Origin of the sequence: Kordia zhangzhouensis (assembly GCF_001005305.1) — a bacterium.
In the GTDB taxonomy this organism is placed as follows: Bacteria; Bacteroidota; Bacteroidia; order Flavobacteriales; family Flavobacteriaceae; genus Kordia; species Kordia zhangzhouensis.
This window is the reverse complement of the sequence record NZ_LBMH01000002.1, coordinates 63,769-82,859: the sequence shown is the minus strand read 5'-3', so window position 1 is coordinate 82,859 and position 19,091 is coordinate 63,769. Positions and strand designations below refer to the sequence as shown.

Annotated in this window: 15 protein-coding genes; 10 read left to right on the top strand and 5 right to left on the bottom strand. The window is 33.6% G+C overall.

The features are described from left to right. The first annotated feature begins 2 nt into the window (after window positions 1-2). The 7 genes from hppD (at window position 3) to AA088_RS01855 (ending at window position 10,335) form a co-directional block, all read left to right on the top strand. Window positions 3-1,166: a 4-hydroxyphenylpyruvate dioxygenase gene (gene hppD / locus AA088_RS01885; protein ID WP_046743263.1), complete on the top strand. Its 1,164-nt coding sequence runs from the start codon at window positions 3-5 to the stop codon at window positions 1,164-1,166. A gap of 62 nt (window positions 1,167-1,228) precedes the next feature. Continuing rightward, a complete protein-coding gene (locus AA088_RS01880) occupies window positions 1,229-2,173 on the top strand; it encodes a tryptophan 2,3-dioxygenase family protein (RefSeq protein ID WP_046743262.1) in 945 nt (314 codons plus the stop codon). Window positions 2,174-2,766: 593 nt separating this feature from the next. Continuing rightward, a complete protein-coding gene (locus AA088_RS01875; RefSeq protein ID WP_046743261.1) occupies window positions 2,767-3,543 on the top strand; it encodes a DUF3108 domain-containing protein in 777 nt (258 codons plus the stop codon). 2 nt (window positions 3,544-3,545) lie between these two features. Further along, a complete protein-coding gene (locus tag AA088_RS01870; RefSeq protein ID WP_046743260.1) occupies window positions 3,546-4,511 on the top strand; it encodes a tryptophan 2,3-dioxygenase family protein in 966 nt (321 codons plus the stop codon). After that, the gene (locus AA088_RS01865; protein ID WP_046743259.1) at window positions 4,508-5,797 is read left to right on the top strand and encodes a peptidoglycan DD-metalloendopeptidase family protein; all 1,290 of its coding nucleotides are present in this window, start codon (window positions 4,508-4,510) and stop codon (window positions 5,795-5,797) included. Before AA088_RS01870 ends, AA088_RS01865 begins: the two co-directional genes overlap by 4 nt. A 5-nt stretch (window positions 5,798-5,802) precedes the next feature. Next, a complete protein-coding gene (gene pgi, locus AA088_RS01860; protein WP_046743258.1) occupies window positions 5,803-7,446 on the top strand; it encodes a glucose-6-phosphate isomerase in 1,644 nt (547 codons plus the stop codon). Between the two features lie 156 nt (window positions 7,447-7,602). After that, on the top strand, window positions 7,603-10,335 hold the full coding sequence (locus tag AA088_RS01855; RefSeq protein WP_046743257.1) for a TonB-dependent receptor: 2,733 nt from the start codon (window positions 7,603-7,605) through the stop codon (window positions 10,333-10,335). A gap of 77 nt (window positions 10,336-10,412) precedes the next feature. On the opposite strand, the gene AA088_RS01850 is transcribed toward AA088_RS01855, so the two are convergent. The 3 genes from AA088_RS01850 to AA088_RS01840 all read right to left on the bottom strand — a co-directional run bounded on the left by AA088_RS01850 (window position 10,413) and on the right by AA088_RS01840 (window position 12,470). Then, entirely contained in the window at window positions 10,413-10,583 is a 171-nt protein-coding gene (locus AA088_RS01850; RefSeq protein WP_156168356.1) for a hypothetical protein, read from the bottom strand. 68 nt (window positions 10,584-10,651) lie between these two features. Continuing rightward, window positions 10,652-11,404, bottom strand: a complete 753-nt coding sequence (locus AA088_RS01845; protein ID WP_046743255.1) for a nucleotidyltransferase domain-containing protein — start codon at window positions 11,402-11,404, stop codon at window positions 10,652-10,654. Between the two features lie 4 nt (window positions 11,405-11,408). Beyond that, window positions 11,409-12,470: a lanthionine synthetase LanC family protein gene (locus AA088_RS01840; protein WP_046743254.1), complete on the bottom strand. Its 1,062-nt coding sequence runs from the start codon at window positions 12,468-12,470 to the stop codon at window positions 11,409-11,411. Window positions 12,471-12,598: 128 nt separating this feature from the next. On the opposite strand from AA088_RS01840, the gene AA088_RS01835 reads away from it, so the two are divergent. Continuing rightward, window positions 12,599-13,045, top strand: a complete 447-nt coding sequence (locus tag AA088_RS01835; RefSeq protein ID WP_046743253.1) for a hypothetical protein — start codon at window positions 12,599-12,601, stop codon at window positions 13,043-13,045. Between the two features lie 118 nt (window positions 13,046-13,163). Here the strand turns inward: AA088_RS01835 and AA088_RS01830 are convergent, their stop codons facing one another. Continuing rightward, window positions 13,164-14,210: an endonuclease/exonuclease/phosphatase family protein gene (locus AA088_RS01830; protein ID WP_046743252.1), complete on the bottom strand. Its 1,047-nt coding sequence runs from the start codon at window positions 14,208-14,210 to the stop codon at window positions 13,164-13,166. Window positions 14,211-14,347: 137 nt separating this feature from the next. Here AA088_RS01830 and AA088_RS01825 point away from each other — a divergent pair, with 137 nt between their 5' ends. Together AA088_RS01825 and AA088_RS01820 are read left to right on the top strand one after the other, a co-directional pair. Continuing rightward, a complete protein-coding gene (locus AA088_RS01825) occupies window positions 14,348-17,152 on the top strand; it encodes a carboxypeptidase regulatory-like domain-containing protein (protein WP_046743251.1) in 2,805 nt (934 codons plus the stop codon). A gap of 64 nt (window positions 17,153-17,216) precedes the next feature. Then, complete coding sequence (locus tag AA088_RS01820; RefSeq protein WP_046743250.1) at window positions 17,217-18,626, top strand: DUF5689 domain-containing protein; 1,410 nt, start codon at window positions 17,217-17,219, stop codon at window positions 18,624-18,626. 173 nt (window positions 18,627-18,799) lie between these two features. On the opposite strand, the gene AA088_RS01815 is transcribed toward AA088_RS01820, so the two are convergent. Continuing rightward, window positions 18,800-18,985 carry a hypothetical protein gene (locus AA088_RS01815; protein ID WP_046743249.1) on the bottom strand — a complete coding sequence of 62 codons (186 nt, stop codon included), beginning with the start codon at window positions 18,983-18,985 and terminating at the stop codon, window positions 18,800-18,802. Between the last annotated feature and the right edge of the window lie 106 nt (window positions 18,986-19,091).

Below are 19,091 nucleotides of genomic sequence, written 5' to 3'. Positions count from 1 at the left end.
AAATGGCAGCAGAAATAAAAAACTTACGAGATTTACAAAATACAGAATACGGACTTAAAAAATTATTTGAAGAAGCGGAAGATTTTCTTCCTTTGCTTGGAACTGACTATGTAGAATTATATGTTGGAAACGCAAAACAATCAGCACATTTCTACAAAACAGCTTTTGGTTTTCAGTCAGAAGCTTATGCAGGTTTGGAAACAGGAATAAAAGACAGAGTTTCATATGTATTAAAACAAGATAAGATTCGATTGGTCTTAACAACGCCATTAAATAAAGGCGGTGAAATCAACGAACATATTGACCTACATGGAGATGGAGTAAAAGTAGTTGCACTCTGGGTTGAAGATGCTACAAAAGCCTTTGAAGAAACTACCAAAAGAGGAGCAAAACCATACATGGAGCCAACCAAAGAAGAAGATGAGCATGGATATGTAATTCGTTCTGGAATTTACACCTATGGAGAAACGGTGCATATATTTGTAGAACGTAAAAATTATAATGGAGTCTTTTTACCTGGATACGAAAAATGGGTTTCTCATTACAATCCAGAACCAGTTGGGTTAAAATTCATTGACCATATGGTAGGAAATGTAGGCTGGGGAAAAATGAAGGAATGGTGTGAATTCTATGCAAAAGTAATGGGCTTTGCACAAATTATTTCTTTTACTGACGATGATATTTCTACAGAATATACAGCTTTGATGAGTAAAGTAATGAGTAATGGAAATGGTCGAATCAAGTTCCCAATTAATGAGCCAGCTAAAGGAAAAAAGAAATCGCAAATAGAAGAATATCTTGACTTTTACAATGGTGCAGGTGTACAACACATAGCTGTGGCTACAGATAATATTATAGAAACGGTTTCTCAAATGCGTGAACGCGGAGTAGAATTCTTATATGTTCCAGAAACCTATTATGATGATTTATTAGAACGTGTAGGTGATATTGATGAAGATGTAGAAGAACTTAAAAAACACGGAATCTTAATTGATCGTGATGAAGAAGGGTATTTACTACAGTTATTTACCAAAACAATTGTGGACAGACCAACAATGTTTTTCGAAATCATTCAGCGTAAAGGTGCACAATCATTCGGTGTTGGAAACTTCAAAGCGTTGTTTGAAGCGATTGAAAGAGAACAAGCTGCTCGCGGAACTTTATAATATATAATGATAAGAACGTACTTTACATACGTTCTTATCATTTCTCTTCTAAAAACTACAACATGACCAGAGAAGAATTACTCGAGGCTATAGACAAAAAATATTTGGCTATGGGACAAGATCCTGATGTGCACCTTTCGGGATTACTTTATGCAGAGCCAATGAAATATTGGGATTTTATACAGTTGGATGCATTGTTAGGATTGCAAACACAACGTACACAATTACCTGATGAAATGGTTTTCATTATGTATCATCAAATTAATGAGTTGCTGTTTAAAATGATTTTGTGGGAAATGCAACAAATCGCACACACAGAACACATTCAGCCAGAAAAATTTGTGATGCATTTAATGCGTATCAGCCGCTATTTTGATATGTTATCTAATTCATTTGACATTATGAGTGAAGGAATGGAAGTAGAGCAATACATGAAATTCCGTGATACATTAACTCCTGCTAGTGGTTTTCAATCAGTGCAGTATCGAAAAATAGAAATTGCTTCGACAGAGTTAATCAATTTGATTGATTATCGATTCAGAGCGACGATTGATCGTGAAACACCTTATGAACATGCTTATAATAATATGTATTGGCAGGTTGCAGGGAATAATCATAAAACGGGAATGCGTAGTAAATTGATGGTAAACTTTGATGAGAAGTACAAAAAAGAACTCATTGAATGGATGAAAGAATATAATACTATCAATTTATGGACGAAATTCAAGCAATTACCTGATGAATTTCAAAAAAACACATCTTTAATCAATGCAATGCGTCATTATGACCATACGGTCAATATAAGTTGGGTAATGCATCATTACAATACTGCCGACAAGTATATTAATTCTCAAAAAGGAAATCCGGAAGCTACGGGGGGAAGTGATTGGCAAAAGTATATGCATCCTAAATATCAAAAAAGAATCTTCTTTCCAGACTTATGGAGCAAAGAAGAATTGGAAAATTGGGGAATTACGAATCTTGAAGGCTATAAAGTACTCAAATAACCCAAAATACAAAAATGAAAAAACATAAAAATGTTGAAATTATCTCAAAAAAATGAGTTTTTATTTGAACATTTATCAATAAACATCGATTAAATACAATCCTAAATATAAAAATTGTGTTAAAGTTAAATATTATGCCTGCATAGTATAATTCTCGTCTTATATTTGCAGTGCAAAAGCGAGTGGTTTCCTTTTGCAACTTTAAGAAGAGAGATTTTCATAATTTAAAGTTTTGGTTGGTTAATAAAAAAGGAACTCGGTCACATGACCGAGTTTTTTTTTGAATGTATAGCACAAAACATACCTGTCAAAATCACATTATTTGTACAATTTTACAACACTTATTATGTGTACTTTGTTCTATAAAAAGTAAGTGTTTAGTAAAGTTCTTAAGAAGAAATCAATACTCTTGACACCTTATTTTTCTAAAAGTAATCGTCTTGTTGTGGAAATAGCAAAAACCTTTCAAAACCGCTTTGTTTCCGCCTTTTTATCAATCATTTATCTTTTTTTGGAATAGTAATTGTAATGCAAGAATAAATTAACATAAAATAATACTTATTTTATTATTTTTACAAATCATTACTCAAATCATGAAACGAATACTCTCCATATTAATCTTACTAGTGTCTTTCATATTACAGGCACAAAATAAAGACACTGCTTTTCAATCGGGCGAATGGTTCAAATTTCGAATTCACTACGGTTTTATCAATGCAAGCTACGCAACTCTTGAAGTAAAAGATGAATACTTAAATGGGAAAAATGTATACCATGTGATAGGAAAAGGACAAACAACAGGATTTGCTAGTTGGTTTTTTAAGGTTGATGATAACTATGAGAGCTATTTCGATAAAGAAACAGGAAGACCATACAAATTCATTCGTCAAATTGATGAAGGAGGTCATACGAAAGACATAGAAATCGATTTTAATCACGAGCGCGAAAAAGCGTTAGTCAATAATAAAAAGCATAAAACCAAAAAGGAATATAACATTGAAAAAGATGTGCAGGATATGGTTTCTGCATTTTACTATTTACGAAACAATTATGATGTATCTAATATCAAAGAAGGAGACGAAATTATTCTCAACATGTTTTTTGATAAAGAAAACTTTAAGTTCAAGTTAAAATTTCTTGGCAGAGAAATTATGCGTACAAAATTTGGAAAAGTTCCTTGCTTAAAATTTAGACCTTATGTACAAGCAGGACGTGTTTTTAAAGAAAATGAAAGTTTAACACTTTGGGTATCTGATGATGAAAACAAAATTCCAATTCGCATTAAAGCCAAACTTATGGTAGGTTCGCTCAAAGCTGACCTAGACGCTTTCAAAGGACTCAAACATCCTTTTAAAATTGTAGTAGATTAACCATGAAGATTCCACCAGATATTGCAGAACGGATTGAAAAATTAGACAGAAAGTATACAAACTCTGGGCAAGATTTAGGTTCTTATCTTGACGGTTTACTCCATCAACGATATCTGACCTATTGGGATTATATTCACTTAGATACACTATTAAGCTTACAAATTCCTCGCACTTTTTTTCCTGATGAAGAAATTTTTATCATGTATCATCAGATTACGGAATTGTATTTTAAGCTAATCATTCATGAACAAAAGCAAATTATAGACGATAAAGATCAAACAGCAGAATTTTTTACGCAACGAATATATCGTATTAACAATTATTTCAAAGCACTAATTTCTTCTTTTGAAATAATGATTAATGGTATGGAGCGTGAACAATTTTTAAACTATCGCATGTCATTGTTGCCTGCTAGTGGATTTCAATCAGCTCAATACCGTATGATTGAATTATATGCAACACCTATGGAAAATTTGGTGCATCATACAGTACGCAGTCAATTTTCGTCTGAAAGTTCATTGGATGATCTTTATGAAAATATTTATTGGAAAAAAGGAGCAACCGATAGTAAAACTGGAGAAAAAACATTGACACTCAAACAATTTGAATATCGATATACGCCACGTTTTATGCGAATTGCAAAAGAAGTACAGCACAGTACAATATACCATCGCTATTTAACGTTGCCTACAAAAGTAAAAAAAGACAAAAACCTTATAGAAGCTCTCAAAACCTTAGATCTGAATGCAAATGTTAATTGGCCATTGATGCATATGGGATCGGCTTATCGCTACTTACGACGCGAAAAAAAGACAGTAGAATCAACAGGAGGCACTAATTGGAGAGAATATTTGCCGCCAAGTTTTCAAAAAGTGATCTTTTTTCCTGAAATTTGGAGCGAAAATGAAAAAAGTGAATGGGGAAAAGAATGGGTAGATCATATTTTCAATACAGAAAAGACACAATGAGAATCGAGAAAATTATAGTATTTGCACTCTTGGCAATTGTATTTTATGCTTGTGAAAAAGTAGAAGAAAAACAAGATATTGCTGAAAAAGTAGTAGTCGAAGAGCCAGAAATTATGGAGTTTGGTTTCAACCTAAACGACTTTATCGTAGTACGTGATACCGTAAGAAACGGAGATAGTTTTGGTAAAATTCTCGAAAAAAATAATATTGGATACGGAACGGTTTTTAATATTGTTGAAAAAACCAAAGATACATTTGATATTAGCAAAATTACAGCAGGCAAACCGTATACATTACTCTGCACAAAAGGAGATTCACTACAACGCCCAGAATGTTTTATTTATCAACCAAATAGCATTGAATATGTAGTGATTAAATTCAAAGATTCTATCAATGCTTACAAAGAAAGTAAGCCTGTAAAAATTGTTCAAAAAGAAGCATCAGGAGTCATTACAAGTTCTTTATCTTCCGCACTTGATGATGCTGGGTTAAGTCAGCGATTAGCATACGATATGTCAGATATCTATGCATGGACTATCGACTTTTTTAGATTGCAAAAAGGTGATGAGTTCAAAGTTATTTATACGGAAAAGTATATAAATGATACGACTTCTGTAGGAATTGATCGAATTCACGCTGCCTACTTCAAACACAATAATGAGCCATTTTATGCGTTCGAATTTGAAACCGATAGTGTAAACAAAGTAAAGGATTACTATGATGAAAATGCTAAAAATTTGCGTCGCGCATTTTTAAAAGCACCAGTGCGTTACAAACATGTACGTATTTCATCCCGTTACAATTTACGTAGACGTATCAAATTGTATGGAAATCGTGTGAGACCACACAAAGGAACTGACTTTGCAGCTCCAATGGGAACACCCATCATTTCTACAGCTAACGGTGTTGTCGTCGAATCAGCTCGTAGAGGAGGAAATGGAAACTATGTAAAAGTAAAGCACAATAGCACATATACAACTCAATACTTGCACATGAAAAAACGCAAAGTAAAAGTAGGCGAATTTGTAAAGCAAGGAGATGTAATTGGTTGGGTAGGAATGACAGGAAATACTTCTGGTCCTCATGTGTGTTATCGTTTTTGGAAAAACGGAAAACAAGTAGATCCTTTCAAACAAAAACTGCCAGATGCAGACCCTATAGACGCAACACTCAAGGAATCTTACCTCGAGTACATTCAGCCATTAAAGGCACAAATAGATGCTATCAAAATACAACTTCCTAAAGAAGATATCAACGAAGAAGACGCTATAACTTCTATAAACTAAAAACCATGTTAACAAACATAAACCCTACAGAAACTGAAGTTTGGAAAAGACTTCAGGAGCATTTCTATGCAACGAAATCGTTTGCGATAACAGAATATTTTAAAAAAGATACCCAACGTGCAGATCGCTTTACCATTCAATGGAAAGACTTTTATATAGACTATTCTAAAAACAGAATTTCGCAAGAAACTATGGATCTATTACTGCAATTAGCAGAAGAGGTTAAGTTAAAGCAGAATATTGAAAAGTACTTTTCAGGTGATAGTATCAATGAAACTGAAGGCAGAGCAGTATTGCATACAGCGCTACGTGCACATGAAAATAGTGAAGTATTTGTAGATGGTGTCAACGTGATTCCAGAAATTAATGCAGTTAAGAAAAAAATTCGTGCATTCTCGGAAGCAATTATTTCTGGTCATAAAAAAGGATACACAGGAAAAGCGTTTACAGATATTGTAAATATTGGAATTGGAGGATCTGATCTTGGCCCAGCCATGGTTACAGAAGCACTTGAATACTATAAAAATCAGTTGAATATTCATTTTGTTTCAAATGTAGATGGAGATCATGTACAAGAAGTAATAAAAAATCTTAATCCTGAAACAACACTATTTGTTATAGTTTCAAAAACATTTACGACACAAGAAACACTAACAAATGCAATGACTATTCGTAAATGGTTTTTATCACATGCATCAGAAGAGGCAGTTGCCCAACACTTTATAGCGGTATCAACTAACTTAGAAAAAATCAACGAATTTGGAATTGCTTCTGAAAATGTATTTCCAATGTGGAATTGGGTTGGAGGACGTTTTTCCTTATGGAGTGCAGTTGGTTTATCTATAAGTTTATCGGTAGGATATGAAAACTTTGAAAAATTGCTTTCTGGAGCACGTAATATGGATGAGCATTTCAAACACTCCCCGTTTAATGAAAACATTCCGGTAGTATTGGCATTAATAAGTGTTTGGTATAATAATTTTTATGAAGCAGAAAGCGAGGCAATCATTCCATACACACAATATTTACATCGTTTTTCGGCCTATCTGCAACAAGGTATCATGGAAAGTAATGGAAAAAGCATTGACAGAAATGGAAATAAAGTTCAGTACCAAACAGGGACATTGATTTGGGGCGAACCTGGGACTAATTCGCAACACGCATTCTTTCAATTGATACATCAAGGAACTAAATTAATTCCAGCAGACTTTATTGGATATGTACATTCGTTGCACAACGATAAAGAACATCATGAAAAGTTAATGGCCAACTTTTTTGCGCAAACGGAAGCTTTACTAAATGGAAAAACTAAGGAAGAAGTGATTGCAGAATTGAAAGAAAAAGGTTTAGAACCAGCTCAAATAGAAAAATTACTTCCTTTTAAGCTATTTGAAGGAAACAAACCGACAAACACGATACTTATTGATAAACTTACTCCAGAGAGTTTGGGTGCGTTGATTGCGTTGTATGAACATAAAATATTTGTTCAAGGTGTTATATGGAACATATTTAGTTACGATCAATGGGGTGTAGAGCTTGGAAAACAACTGGCTACTAAAATTTTGACAGACATTCAAGGAGAAGAAATTACCAAACATGATGTTTCTACTGCTAATCTTTTAAAATACTTTAAAAAAAGTAGAAAATAACTGTTAATAATTTAGTTTATATCTTAATTCACTGCAAAACAAATAAATAAGTTAAAAACGTAATTTTGAAAAAATGTTAAAACATTTAACATTCGCTTAATATATGCATGCACAATAAATACGATTTTTGCGGCATTAAATAAACTAATAAAACTTATGAAGACGATTAACAATTTGTTTTTTGTAGTAGCGATGTTCTTAGTAACATCTGTTGCTTTTTCTCAAGGAACTGTTACTGGTAAAGTAGTAGATGAAACAGGTCCACTACCTGGAGCTAGTATTGTTGTGAAGGGAACAACAAATGGAACATCAGCCGACATTGATGGAAAATTCAAATTAGACGTGAAAAGTGCTACTGGTACTATTGAAGTATCGTACGTAGGATTTGGAACAAAATCAGTTACTTTCAATGTAACTAGAGGAACTCAAGATCTAGGAACTATTACTTTAGTTTCAGATAACTCTCTTGATGAGGTAGTAATTGTTGGTGTGGTTGACATCGCAAAAGAGCGTGAAACTCCTGTCGCAGTATCTACAATCAAAGCAGAAGAAATTGTTGAAAGATTAGGAAACCAAGAACTTCCAGAATTATTAAATGCAACACCTTCGGTATATGCAACTAAATCTGGTGGAGGTTTTGGAGATTCTAGAATTAACATTCGTGGATTTGACCAAAGAAATACGGCTGTTTTAGTGAATGGTGTTCCTGTAAACGATATGGAGAATGGAGCTGTTTACTGGAGTAACTGGACAGGTTTAGCAGATGTTGCTTCTGCTATCCAAGTACAAAGAGGTTTAGGTTCTTCTAAATTAGCTATTTCTTCAGTAGGTGGTACATTAAACATTGTAACAAAAACTACTGAAAGAAACGAAGGAGGATTTGTTGGAACTACCTTAGGTAACGATAACTACTTAAAAACAATCGCTTCTTACTCTACAGGAAGAATGGAGAATGGATTTGCATTCACAGGATTATTAAGTAGAACTGCTGGAGATGGGTACATCAACGGAACTGCTTTTGAAGGATACAACTATTTCTTAGGATTTGGATGGACTGACGAGAACAGAACTCACGATATTCAATTTACTGCAACTGGAGCGCCTCAAGTTCACAACCAAAGAACTACTAGCTTCTTTAATGCAGCTACAATTGCTCAGTACTTACAGTATGGAGACAAATATAACTACAACCATGGTACATTAAATGGTGAAGAGTTCAACTGGAGAAGAAACTTCTACCACAAACCAGTATTATCATTAAACTGGGATTGGAACATTAATGATAACATGAAATTATCAACTGTAGGATATGCATCATTTGGTCGTGGTGGTGGAACTGGAGATATCGGAAGATTACCAGGATTCAACTTCGCGTCAAGCCAAATCTTCAGAAACCAACAAACAGGAGAAGTTTTATGGGATAAAATTGTTCAGTATAACAAAGGAAACGCTGTAACATTCTCTGACGGAAACGTTTACCAAAGAAACGATCAAGAAAATGGTTTATTCATCAACGATAGTAGAGATAATGGTTTATCAAGAAGAGCTTCTATCAACTCTCACAACTGGTTTGGTATTTTAGCAAACTTAAACACAAAGTTAAATGATAACTTAACGTTAGATGTGGGTATCGATGCTAGAACATATAAAGGTTTCCACTACAGAAGATTAGATAACTTATTAGGAGCAGATGCATATAGAGATAACGACGATGTAAACAATCCTAACCGAGTATTAACAAATACGTACTCTTCTGAATTTTCTTCTATCGTAAATGTATTTAAAGATATCGATGATGAAGATAAGATTGATTACTATAACATCGGATATGTACGTTGGTTAGGAATCTTTGGTCAATTAGAATATAAGAAAGATGCAATTTCTGCATTCGTACAATTCTCAGGTTCTAATCAAGGGTTTAGTAGAGAAGATTTCTTCTTATTAACGCCTGCTGAAGGACAACGTACAGATTGGGAAAACATCCTTGGAGGAACTATCAAAGGAGGATTAAACTACAACATTGACGAAAACCACAACGTATTTGGTAATGTTGGATACTACTCTAAGCAACCTTTATTTGATGCTGTATACTTAAGAAATACTAATGAGTTAAATGACGATTACAGAAATGAAAAAGTATTCGGTGCTGAAATTGGATATGGATACAAATCTGAAAAGTTAAACGTAAACTTGAACTTATATAGAACGTCTTGGAAAGATAGATACATCAACTTAACAGGTACTTTCGCTGATCCAAATGATCCAATGGCGCAAGTACAAGGGGTAACTAACTTAGTAGGTTTAGAGCAAGTTCACTCTGGAGTTGAATTAGAGTTTTCATACCGTCCGTTAGACTTCTTAACATTTAATGGTATGGCATCTGTAGGTAACTGGGAATACGGAGGAACAATCTCTGGACCAGCATTCAACGTAAATGACCAAAACCAAGTAGTTGGACAAAATACGTTATACTTAGACGATGTAAAAGTTGGAAATTCTGCACAAACAACTACGCGTTTAGCAGCTATCGTTGAGCCAGTTGAGCGTTTAAAGTTTGATATCTCTTGGTTTAGAGCAGACGATTTATACGCTGATATCAACGCAGAAGACTTTGATGAAGCTGATAACAGAGGTTCATTACAATTACCAGCATACAACTTATTTGATGGTGGTGTGTCATACAAGTGGTTAGTAGGAAATGAGAAACAAAATTCAATCAACTTCAGATTGAACATCAACAACTTATTTAACACTACGTACTTAGCTGAATCACAAACAAACATTTTTGCAAATCCTGGAGACGATACGTACGACGGGATCAACACTGCAAACAAAGCTTTCTTTGGATTTGGAAGAACTTGGAACTTTAGCGTTCGTTACAACTTCTAAGAAGCTAGTAAATAAATAATAAAAGAAAAGCTCTGCTATTTAGCAGAGCTTTTTGTTTTTTAAAAAAGAAGACCTTTTTAGGTTTCACGGTCGCAATACGAATCACCTCTTGTATCACAACACTGACTTTCTTCTGTTGGAGGGCATCCAGCTGTGTAATTACAGGTGGTTACCCCACTTGCTCCTACAGTGATCGTACACCATACTGTTCCACCACCTTTTACAGTAGCTAAATTAGAAACAGACATTTTCTTAAGACTTAATTTCTTTTTACTTTTTTTCATGATTAGGATTTTAAAATAATTACTTAAATATCTTAATTATCCCATTCAATAAGTGTTGAAGATTCGTTAAAATTATGTAAATGCTTTCTTAAAAAAATATGAATACTTTCTAATTGTGATTTTTCTCTTTTGTTTAAAGCAGCTAACCAAAGAGCTTTAAATTTGGCATCTGGAAAACTTGGAAATCCGTATGTCTTGATATATTTTTCATCTGTTAAAAAGCGAATTAACTTACTATCGTTTCCATAAATCATTTCGGCATTCAACTTCTCCGCATAATAACTGATAGCTTTTTCTAGATACAAAATATAATTATACATATAAAAAGGATCTTTCGGATTCGAATTTTGAATGTATTCATACTTTTTATATAATGAATGCATATAAAGTTGGCAATCAGTTTCGGAAACTTCTTTTGATATAAGAGGAGTTTCTACATAATTTTTTGCAATTTCCTGAAGAAAAGCAACTTCTCCATAAGGATCGTATATAGCTTTACCAATATGGTAAATTCTCGCTTCCATTTTTACATGTGAAAAAAATTGCCTATTGAACTTATCTAGCGTGATTGATTGGCTTCTTCCGATAAATGAAAAGGTAAACCCCTCAATAGTTTCTAATCCCTTAAATGAGCCAGTTGTACTATCATCAAGAACGAGTCTAATATCTACATCAGAGTTTTTGGTTTCAATACCAACTGCATAACTCCCTGTAAGAAGAATGCCTCTCACCATATCTTTTTGTTTCCAATACGATATAAACTTTTGCAGTGCTTTTTCCATCATAATATTAAATCAACATACATTTAGACCATTCGTTTGAAGCAGTATGGTGTAGCGAGAAATCGATTAATCCTAGTCCTGCATAACCTTTCCATATACTTGAATCATACATGTTTTGAGCTAATTCACCTACTGAAAAATCTGTAATACATTGTAGAGCCTCTTTTTTATGCAAATTATCACAAGTAGTGTTTGCGATTTTTTGATAAATCATAGCGCATTTTGCTTGAGAAACTATATCGGTTGTTGGAATATGTTTCTTTGCTAAACGTAAGTAGTAAAAAGCTTTTTTCTCTAATTCTGCATCACAAAGTAAAACAGAAGCCTTCCATAGGCAATATCCTTGATCTAATCGGTGTTTTTGAGTGGTTTCTAACAAATGTAAAAGCCGATAGCTAGCTCTTTTAATTAATGAGAAACAAAAAGGTGCAAATTCTTTCTCTGTTGCGATTTCTGTTAGAAGTAATATAATTGATGACACATTAGAAAGAGAACTTAATTCAAAGCAAGAATTTTCTTTTTCAAACGGATATTCTCGATGTGTCCAAAAAATACCTTCCGTATCTGTTTTCTTGATAAATTCCATATAAAAAAGATATTGCATGATGTATGTTTTAAACATTTCTTTTTGTTTTACATCTTGCACAGATTGATATTTTTTAAAGAAGTAGAAACAAATACCAGAAGCACCAAAAAAGAAATCATAAATATGTCTATGAAGGTATTCCATCATAGTAGTATATAAAAACAAATCAATTGAAGAATCTAAAAAATCATCAATATCTATATCAACTATTTCCTGTTCATTCAAATGCAATACCATCCATCCAATGCCCGCAATACCACTAAAAAAACTTGTGTCTCCTATGTTTTTATGCATCATTTCCACTGCAGTTTCAAGTTTTTCTACGGCAGTAGTATATGCATGTTCATCTTTAAACAATATGTTTCTATAAAAATAATATAGACTTTCCCCTGTTAAACCATCAAGAAGACCAGTTTTTTCAGTAACTGATTGCTGCTTTAAAGCATTAAAAATGGAGTTTGAAATGGAATGAGTTCTATACATAGAATACTTTGTAAGACTTAAAAATAACATTAAAAGATGGAAAAATTCTTACGTTTTTTAAACTTTAGCAAAACAATAACACAAACAAAAAATTACCTACATTTGTAAAAACATCAAAAAACCAACTCATGTACGAAACTATCCAAACACTACATTCCTATTGGGCATACTTTGTATTATTTATCTTAATTGTGGCAGTTGCTAATGCCATTATCGGATATACATCCAATAAAAAATTTGTATCGAAGGACTTGCGCCTGTCACTATTCGCACTCATCTTTACACACTTGCAATTAGTTATTGGGCTCATACTTTATTTTGTATCTCCTTTTGGAATGAAAATGATTTCTGATAGAGGAATGGGAGGAATGAGTTCTGCGGAACGCTTATTAGCTTTAGAACATCCTTTTGTAGGGATTCTTGCAATTGCATTAATTACAATTGGTTGGTCTAAACATAAAAAACAACAAACAGATAAGGGTGCATTTGGTAAAATAGCACTTTTCTATGGTTTGGGATTATTATTAATTCTATCAAGATTACCTTGGAATCAATGGTTAGGTTTAGGAATGTAATCAAAAAATAAGAACAGCTTTAAATAAAAAAAACCTTGATTAATGATAATCAAGGTTTTTTTATTTTATAAGAATCGCTATCTATATTCGATGAGTCACATTGAAGCGTCGTAGAATGTTATTCAGCCTCTTTAATTAAATGTACATACACAGGAAAGTGGTCACTATACCCACCAGTATACGCTCCATCTGCAAAGCTTCTAAACGGATATCCTTTATAGCGTCCACGTTTATTTGATAAATACGTTTTATTATAAATACCTGCTTTGTAATAACGATATTCAGAATAGTCTCTTTCTAATAATGGAGCTGTAAATACTATTTGGTCAAACAAATTCCATCCGTCTCTATATGCAAGTGTTCCGTTTCCACTACGCGCCATGCTTTCCATTGGGTTGAATAAGTCTTTTCCCTTAGCATCTTCACGATCTTCTTTTGTTTTTAAAATTTCCTTCATGCTTACATTAAAAGGGTCGTCATTCAAATCGCCCATGGTAAAGATTTTTGCTTCTTTATTAAGGTCTTGTAACGAATCGATAATTTGTTTATTTAGCTCTGCTGCTTTCATACGTTTAGGTCTGCTTCGAGCTTCACCACCACTACGTGAAGGCCAGTGATTTACAATTACATGAATTTCTTCTCCATCCAAAACACCAGAAACCAACAATTGATCTCTCGTATAAATACGTTGCTCTCCATCATAAATATACAATGGATGCTTTGAGAAACTATGCGGTTGAAAAACACCTTGTTTATAAATTAATCCAACATCAATTCCTCTTAAATCAGGAGAATCAAAGTGAATAATTCCATAATCTGAATCTTTCAATTTTGGATCATTAATCAAATCTTCCAGCACTTGTTTGTTTTCAATTTCAGCAACACCAACAATAGCAGGTGTTGTTTTGGTAACATCATATCCAATATCAGAAATAACACGTGCTAATTTTGAAATTTTGTCTTTATAAACTTTTGAACGATCACCTTGAATTTCCATAATAGGACTCTTCTCGTCATCTTTCAGTGGGTCATTAATCGTATCAAACAAATTCTCTACATTGTAAAAGGCAATTGTTTGAACTTTATACTGCTTTTTTTTCTGTGCCCATGCATGGGAAAACACTAGTAAAAACGCAAGTAATACTAGGGATTTAAGGTTTTTCATTTATTAAATGTTATGTTATCTTAAATAATCTACGCAAAAGATAGACCAAAAGTAGTTATTAATTATAAATAATGTACATTTGCCCGTCGTTATTAAAGATTTTTTAACTCGAATAATAATTAATTGCAAATTACAGTATGAAAAAACTTATTTTTTTATTTGGGTTGCTATCTGTTTGGTTTGTCACTGGACAAAACTCAATTACAGGAGTTGTAGTTGATGCCGATACAGATGATGCACTCCAAAATGTTATAGTTTCGGTTGCTGGAAATAACAACAAAGAAGTTGTTACAGATGCTTCAGGAGCTTTTAAGTTAACAAATGTTGCAGTAGGTAAAGTGGATATTACATTCACAAAAGATGGATATTCAATCTTGAGAATGCCAATAACTCTGAAAGAGGGTGAGGCAATTGACCTAGGAACGATTTTGTTAAAAAAGTTTATCCAAGAAGATGTGACATTGATTACATTGACTGATGATGAATTGAATGACGATTCAACAGCAGCAGATAACATTTCAGGATTACTACAGTCGTCAAGAGATGTATTTTTAAGAACTGCAGCTTTTGAATTTGGAGCTACCTTTTTTAGAGTAAGAGGATTAGATTCTGAGAATGGAACAGTACTAATTAATGGTATTGAAATGAATAAATTGTTTAATGGAAGACCACAATGGAGTAATTGGGGAGGATTGAACGATGTTGTAAGGAATCAAGAACTTACAAATGGATTAAGTGCTTCTGATTATACTTTTGGAGGTGTTTTAGGAACGACAAATATTAATACAAGAGCTTCTCAATACAGAGAAGGAGGTAGAGTGACTTACTCTTCATCAGATAGAAGCTATACCAATAGAATTATGGCAACCTATTCTTCAGGGTTATTAGAAAGCGGATGGGCTTACACTGTTTCTGCTGGAAGAAGATGGGGTGATGAAGGATTTAATGATGGAACTTTCTATGATGCAAATTCTCTATTTGTTTCAGTTGAAAAGAAATTAAACGACAAACACAGCATAAACTTTACAGGAATTTATGCTCCCAATAGAAGAGGTTTATCTTCAGCCAATACGCAAGAGGTGTATGACCTAAAAGGAATTCGATACAACGAGTTTTGGGGATACCAAGATGGAGAAAAACGTAACTCTCGTGTACGTAGAGTAGTTGAGCCAATTTTGATGTTAAATCACTACTGGGATATTTCTGACAATACAACATTAAATACAAATGTTGCATATCAATTCGGAGAGCAAGGAAGAAGCCGTTTAGATTTTGGTGGAACTGACTTAGATGCTAGCGGATTCCCAATTGGAAATGGTGTAAATCCAAGTCCAACGTATTATCAAAAACTGCCAAGTTACTTCCAACGTAATTTTCCAGATAACCCAGCATTAGCATTTGGGGCGCAAGAAGCTTTTGTGCAAGATGGGCAAATTGATTGGGTTGCTTTATATGCTGCAAACCAAAACAATCTAGTAGCTGGTGGAAATGCAATCAATATTGTATATGAAGATAGAACAGACGATAGACAATTTACAGCAAATACAATTTTAAATACAGCAATCAACGATAATATTACGTTGAATGCAAATGTAAATTTCTCTTCTTTGGTTTCTGAAAACTTCGCTGAAGTAACTGACTTATTAGGAGGAAGAGCATATTTAGATGTAGATCCTTTTGCTAGTGATTTGACAAATGAGCCTGGAGCAGTACAAAACGATTTGAATAATCCGAACAGATTAGTAACAGAAGGAGATCGTTTCCGTTACAATTTTGAAATCCGTTCAAACACCATCGGAGGTTTTGCTCAAGCACAGTTCAAGTATAAAAAAATTGACTTCTTTGTAGCTGGTAGTGTTGAAAATACTACGTATCAACGTGAAGGATTATACCGAAATGGTGGTTTTCCAAACACTTCTTTTGGAAAAGGAGAAAAATTGACTTTCACAGGTATTGGAGCAAAAGGAGGATTTACTTATAAATTAACAGGACGCCATTTATTCGATGTTAATGGAGGATATTTAACAAGAGCCCCATCAATTCGTAATACCTACTCAAATTCAAGAGAAAATAATAATGTAGTGCCAAATATTACAGAAGAAAAAATTACCTCTTTTGATGCGAGCTATATCTACAGATCTCCATTAATCAAGGCAAGATTGACAGGGTACTATACTAAAATGGAAGATGCAAATGAAATATCATTCTTCTTTGCAGATGGTATTGGTGGAGACAATCAAGCATTTGTTCAGGAAATTTTACAAGGTGTAGATAAAAGACATATTGGTGGAGAATTAGGAGTTGAATATCAAGTAACTTCTACAATCAAATTAAAAGGAGTTGCGTCTGTAGGTCAATATACCTACGATAACAACCCGAACCTTTTTGTAACTACAGAAGATAATATTGAAACCAGAGCTGCTGGATTTGTGGATGGAAAGCTAGACTTTGGTGAAGTAAGCTTAAAAGATTATAAAATTGCTGGAGGACCACAAAGAGCATTTTCTTTAGGATTTGAATATAGAGATCCAGATTACTGGTGGTTTGGAGCAACAAGCAACTTCTTCTCAAATGCATATATTGACGTAAGTCCATTACAGAGAAGTAGCAACTTCTATACAGATTATGATGGACAAGTTTTCAATGATTACGATCCAGAACTAGCACGTGAATTATTAAGACAAGAGCAATTTGACGACTATATGCTAGTTAATCTTGTGGGTGGTAAATCATGGAAATTAGGAGACTACTATGTTGGTTTCTTTGCAAGTATCAACAACGTATTTGACAAGGAATACAGAACGGGAGGTTTTGAGCAAGGAAGAAATGCCAACTTTAGAGAGCTAAGAGATGATTCAGCACTAGAAACAAGAGTATTTGGTAACAGATACTGGTATGGTAGAGGAAGAACATATTTCTTAAACTTATATTTTAGATTCTAATAAAACTTAAAACAAAGATTGCGTAACTTTATAATGGGTTATGTAGAAAAATAAAATCAAACAGATGAAAGCAAATAAAATTTTTAGTCTAATAGCGGTCCTAGGAATTATGGGAACAGTTATTACTTCTTGTGTTCAAGATGATGAGTTTGCAATTCCTTCGGGGACAACAGCAGTTGATCCAGGACTTACAGCAAATGCTACTTTCCAAAATATGGTAGCAAGATATTTACAAGCGGTAGCTGATGGTGATGAGATTGCTACAATAGCTACTGATGAAGCAGAGATTATCATTGAAGGATATGTAGTGTCTAGTGATCAAGCAGGAAACTTCTTTGAAGAACTAGTTATTCAAAACAAACGAAATGCTGCAAACCCTGATGCAGATCCAAGATTAGGATTCCGTGTAGATATTAACCAAGCAGCACTTTTTAACCGTTATGAATTTGGTCGAAAAGTATACATCAAAATGAATGGTTTAGCAATTGGCTTAGAAAATGGGGTGTATGCAATCGGAAAACCAAATGGAAATGACATTGATCAAATTCAACCTTTTGAATTAGACAATTTTGTAGTAAGAGGAACTGAAGTTGCTGAAATTGAGCCTAAAGTTACAACAATTGGCGAGTTGACTGCTGCAGATGAAAACACGTTCATTAAATTAGAAAGTGTACAATTCGGTAGAAATGATATCGGATTAACATATGCAGGTGAGCCTTCAGACAATTTTGACGGATTCAGAACGATTGAAGAATGTGATGAGAACGGAACAATCGCACTACAAACAAGTACATTTGCCGATTTCAAATCATTAACAATCGATGAAAACAAAGGAAGTATTCAAGGAGTTTTCACTAGAGATTTCGGAGATGACATTAATGTATTAGTTATAAACACCTTAGCTGATATCAACTTTAACGATACTGTTCGTTGTGATCCTAATATCCTTGAGTGTACAGGACCAGTTTCAGATGCTGTAACTGTATTTGAGCAAGATTTTGAAACAATTACCAATGAAGCACAATTAGATCCATTAGGTTGGACTAACGTAAACGTTTCAGGAGGTACTGAACGTTTTGAAGACGGTGCTTTTGGCGGAGATAGATATATGATTATTTCTGCTTTTGGAACTGGAGAAAACCCGTTAGAAGCATGGTTGGTAACACCAGCAATCAATTTAGATGGAACTACACAAGAAGAATTAACATTCAATGTTTCTGCAAACTTTGAAACAGGACAAATTCTTGAAGCTTACATCACTGAAAACTATACAGGTGATCCAACAACTACAGAGTGGACTTTATTAGATGCTAACATTCCAATTGGTGGAAGTGGATTTGGAAGTTTCGTACCTTCAAGTATCAATATCTCTTGTTTAAATGGAGATGTAAACGTAGCATTCAAATATTTAGGTGCTGCTGGTGGTGCAGAAACAAGATATCACATTGACGATATCAAAGTAACAGGAATGTAAGATTCTGTTTCATAAAAGATTTATATAAAAGAGCACTAGTAGTAGTGCTCTTTTTTTTTGTAGTAAGTTATAATTATGTGTATAAAATTAACTCCAAAAAAGGTTTCGCTTAATAAAAAAATGCTGCCTCGAATAAGCAGCATTTTTAGGAAACTTGAAATAAAAAAGGAACACTATTGCGTGTCAATAGTGTCTTTTCCGCATAAAAGAGTATATGTATTCAAAGGGGTTCCATTGGCAAGTGCACAAACAGAAGTTTCGGGTACAATTCCTCCTTTTATATGATTGCTTTGATAGAAATCAACAATTTTAGATTTATTAAGTTTTAATTTTTGAGAGAAGTTTTTTAAATTTTTCATAATGTGGATGTTTTGCGATTGTGAAGTAAAAGTATCGCAAAAAACCACTCGATTTTTTCACTTTTTCGTGAGATTTATAAATATCATTATAAAAATACAGTTTTAA

What these genes read in the sequence shown, in the direction of transcription:
- hppD (WP_046743263.1), top strand. Translation starts at nt 3, where the DNA reads ATGGCAGCAGAAATAAAAAACTTACGAGATTTACAAAATACAGAATAC.
- AA088_RS01880 (WP_046743262.1), top strand. Translation starts at nt 1,229, where the DNA reads ATGACCAGAGAAGAATTACTCGAGGCTATAGACAAAAAATATTTGGCT.
- AA088_RS01875 (WP_046743261.1), top strand. Translation starts at nt 2,767, where the DNA reads ATGAAACGAATACTCTCCATATTAATCTTACTAGTGTCTTTCATATTA.
- AA088_RS01870 (WP_046743260.1), top strand. Translation starts at nt 3,546, where the DNA reads ATGAAGATTCCACCAGATATTGCAGAACGGATTGAAAAATTAGACAGA.
- AA088_RS01865 (WP_046743259.1), top strand. Translation starts at nt 4,508, where the DNA reads ATGAGAATCGAGAAAATTATAGTATTTGCACTCTTGGCAATTGTATTT.
- pgi (WP_046743258.1), top strand. Translation starts at nt 5,803, where the DNA reads ATGTTAACAAACATAAACCCTACAGAAACTGAAGTTTGGAAAAGACTT.
- AA088_RS01855 (WP_046743257.1), top strand. Translation starts at nt 7,603, where the DNA reads ATGAAGACGATTAACAATTTGTTTTTTGTAGTAGCGATGTTCTTAGTA.
- AA088_RS01850 (WP_156168356.1), bottom strand. Translation starts at nt 10,583, where the DNA reads ATGTCTGTTTCTAATTTAGCTACTGTAAAAGGTGGTGGAACAGTATGG.
- AA088_RS01845 (WP_046743255.1), bottom strand. Translation starts at nt 11,404, where the DNA reads ATGATGGAAAAAGCACTGCAAAAGTTTATATCGTATTGGAAACAAAAA.
- AA088_RS01840 (WP_046743254.1), bottom strand. Translation starts at nt 12,470, where the DNA reads ATGTATAGAACTCATTCCATTTCAAACTCCATTTTTAATGCTTTAAAG.
- AA088_RS01835 (WP_046743253.1), top strand. Translation starts at nt 12,599, where the DNA reads ATGTACGAAACTATCCAAACACTACATTCCTATTGGGCATACTTTGTA.
- AA088_RS01830 (WP_046743252.1), bottom strand. Translation starts at nt 14,210, where the DNA reads ATGAAAAACCTTAAATCCCTAGTATTACTTGCGTTTTTACTAGTGTTT.
- AA088_RS01825 (WP_046743251.1), top strand. Translation starts at nt 14,348, where the DNA reads ATGAAAAAACTTATTTTTTTATTTGGGTTGCTATCTGTTTGGTTTGTC.
- AA088_RS01820 (WP_046743250.1), top strand. Translation starts at nt 17,217, where the DNA reads ATGAAAGCAAATAAAATTTTTAGTCTAATAGCGGTCCTAGGAATTATG.
- AA088_RS01815 (WP_046743249.1), bottom strand. Translation starts at nt 18,985, where the DNA reads ATGAAAAATTTAAAAAACTTCTCTCAAAAATTAAAACTTAATAAATCT.